The organism is Robiginitalea sp. (genome assembly GCF_049588695.1).
In the GTDB taxonomy this organism is placed as follows: domain Bacteria; phylum Bacteroidota; class Bacteroidia; order Flavobacteriales; family Flavobacteriaceae; genus Robiginitalea.
In genome coordinates this window covers 1-2,340 of sequence record NZ_JBAVZJ010000282.1, presented here as the reverse complement: position 1 = coordinate 2,340, position 2,340 = coordinate 1, and the positions used below count along the sequence as shown (strand labels likewise).

Annotated in this window: 4 protein-coding genes; 2 read left to right on the top strand and 2 right to left on the bottom strand. The window is 48.5% G+C overall.

All coding sequences use genetic code 11. The annotated features are described in order from the left end of the window. Positions 1-8 precede the first annotated feature (8 nt). Both WBV75_RS06795 and WBV75_RS06790 read left to right on the top strand, forming a co-directional pair. Entirely contained in the window at positions 9-131 is a 123-nt protein-coding gene (locus WBV75_RS06795; protein WP_424119882.1) for a DUF2179 domain-containing protein, read from the top strand. Between the two features lie 46 nt (positions 132-177). Further along, complete coding sequence (locus tag WBV75_RS06790) at positions 178-816, top strand: thioredoxin family protein (RefSeq protein WP_424119881.1); 639 nt, start codon at positions 178-180, stop codon at positions 814-816. Here WBV75_RS06790 and WBV75_RS06785 read toward each other — a convergent pair. Both WBV75_RS06785 and truB read right to left on the bottom strand, forming a co-directional pair. After that, positions 799-1,515 carry a hypothetical protein gene (locus WBV75_RS06785; protein WP_424119880.1) on the bottom strand — a complete coding sequence of 239 codons (717 nt, stop codon included), beginning with the start codon at positions 1,513-1,515 and terminating at the stop codon, positions 799-801. The two genes, WBV75_RS06790 and WBV75_RS06785, sit on opposite strands and share 18 nt — an antisense overlap. Positions 1,516-1,580: 65 nt before the next feature. Beyond that, on the bottom strand, positions 1,581-2,291 hold the full coding sequence (gene truB, locus WBV75_RS06780; RefSeq protein WP_424119879.1) for a tRNA pseudouridine(55) synthase TruB: 711 nt from the start codon (positions 2,289-2,291) through the stop codon (positions 1,581-1,583). Positions 2,292-2,340: the final 49 nt, after the last annotated feature.

Here is a 2,340-nt window from a genome sequence, read left to right as displayed (position 1 = left end):
ATACTGTCATTACCCGATTGGAAATTAGCAAGTTATACCGGGAACTCGACCGTATCGACCCCAAAGCTTTTGTCATTATGAACAGCATCAACGATACCCGTGGCGGAATGATTAAAAAGCAGGCTGTGTAAGGAAACAGGTCGTGGGCCTACTGAGTATAGATCAATAAGGAGAGGAATGACATTGATGGAAGACACAAAAAAACAAATCCCTACAAAAGCCCTCATTACTGACGCTCTCGAGGGTTCCATGAGCTATCAGGAGTACAAGCATTACGTCGGGAAACTGGTATCCGAGAAAATGACTTCAGGAGTAACCCAGTCCGCCGAAATGGTGCATTATACCCTATTAAACCATCAACGGATGCGGCGGTGGGACAAAAAGACAACCCTTGGTGAATCCGAGGCATTGCAGCTTAAAAAGCTCGACAAAGTGGGTATATGGCTGGTACTGACCGAGTCCTGGTGTGGGGATGCGGCCCCTGTATTACCGATCCTGCACGCCATCGCTCAGGCTACACCCATGCTGGACCTCAGGATAGCCCTGAGAGATGAAAATTTGGAACTGATGGACAGGTTCCTTACCGATAACGCCCGGTCTATTCCCAAACTCCTGGTCCTGGATCCCGATAATCAGATGGAGGTACAAGCTACCTGGGGTCCCCGGCCCGAAGTGGCGCGCAATATGGTATTGGACTATAAGGAAAAGCATGGAAAACTAGACGCTGAATTCCGGGAATCCCTTCAAAGATGGTACAATAAGGACAAGGGTAAAGGGATTACGACCGAAGTAATGGCCTTACTTGCTTTGAAATAAATAGGTGATCGTACCCTTTTGAACCCCTTTTTCTGAGTTGCTGAAGCGTGACTTTTTGGCGTACTCAATCCCTTTTTCCACCAAGCATCCGTTGGACGTAGTGGAACTCCCGGCATTATAAGTGGCATCCATGACGAAGCCCCGGTTATCCACCTCTATATTAATCACTACTTTCCCCCCTTCGGGACAAGTATAGATGGGCAGAGGAAGCTGGCGATGTGTTCGGTGGACCAGGGAATAACTAATCGAAGTGCGCTTCTCTGAGAGGAAGCTGGTATATTCTTTTTTTTCGGCTTCTTTTTCCCCGAGAAGTTCTTTTTTAGCCTCCCGGCGCCGGGCGAGTTCCTCCAGGGAATTCGAATACGCATCCGGATTCGTGGCATCCGCAGGCTCGGTGCCCTCGAGTTCGGCTCTTTCTGCCATAATCTCTTCAAGGGTTTTCAGGGGTTCGGGTTCCCCATACCGTGGTTTTGCAGTCTCATTCAAGGCCATATGCGTTTTTACAGGATCGGCTTCTGCCTTTTCCTGTTCTTCCATTTCCTGCAGCATGGCTTCCAGGTCTTCATCGGCCAGACTCATTTCCACAGCGTACTCTTCCTCAATCCGGGCACCGAGATGGATGTTGAACAAGGTCAGCACCACGATACTCAGTGAGAAGAACGTAATGAGAAATGCCAGTTGACTGCGTGTCAGATTCATAGAACTATAACCCCTTTTCCCCTGTTTTATTTTGTTCTTCAGGGTGGATGAACTGCTTTTTCAGATCAGAGCTCAAAGCCCGCTTCTGTAAAAAGAGCCCGAAATTCATTCGGACCTATTGCAGTATTTACGTTGTAGGAACCTATTTTGGTTCTTTTAAGTGCAGAGAGGTAGGCCCCCGACCCTAAAGATTTTCCAAAATCGAAAGCCAAAGACCGGATGTAAGTGCCTTTGCTACATGAAACAATAAAATCGACTTCGGGCAACGCGATACGCGTCAGTTCAAATCGGGTGATGACCACCTTCCGCAAGGGAATTTCTACTTCCTGTCCTTTCCGGGCATATTCATACAGGCGTTTTCCATCTTTTTTTACAGCTGAGAAAACAGGGGGTTGCTGGGTTATCTCCCCAAAAAACGAGTCGGTCTTTTGACGCAGTAGCTCTTCTGTAAGATGCTCCGTGGGATACGTAGCGTCTACCGGGGTTTCCATATCGTAAGAAGGGGTGGTGGCCCCGAGGTGGATGGTCCCGGTGTATTCCTTTGGCATCCCCTGCAGATCTGCAATCTTCTTAGTGCTCTTACCAGTGCAGATTAGGAGTAAACCTGTAGCCAGGGGATCCAGGGTGCCCGCATGGCCTACTTTGATTTTTTTAAGCGAAAATGCCTTCCTCAGGGTCCATTTTACTGCGTTGACAGCCTGGAACGAAGTCCAGCCATAGGGCTTGTCTATGGCCAGAATGCGACCTTCAAGAAAGGCTTCTTTGGTGAGTTCCAATGGAGTCTCATTTTTGACGGCTTAAAACCATAAGGCTGCCGCAATGGCT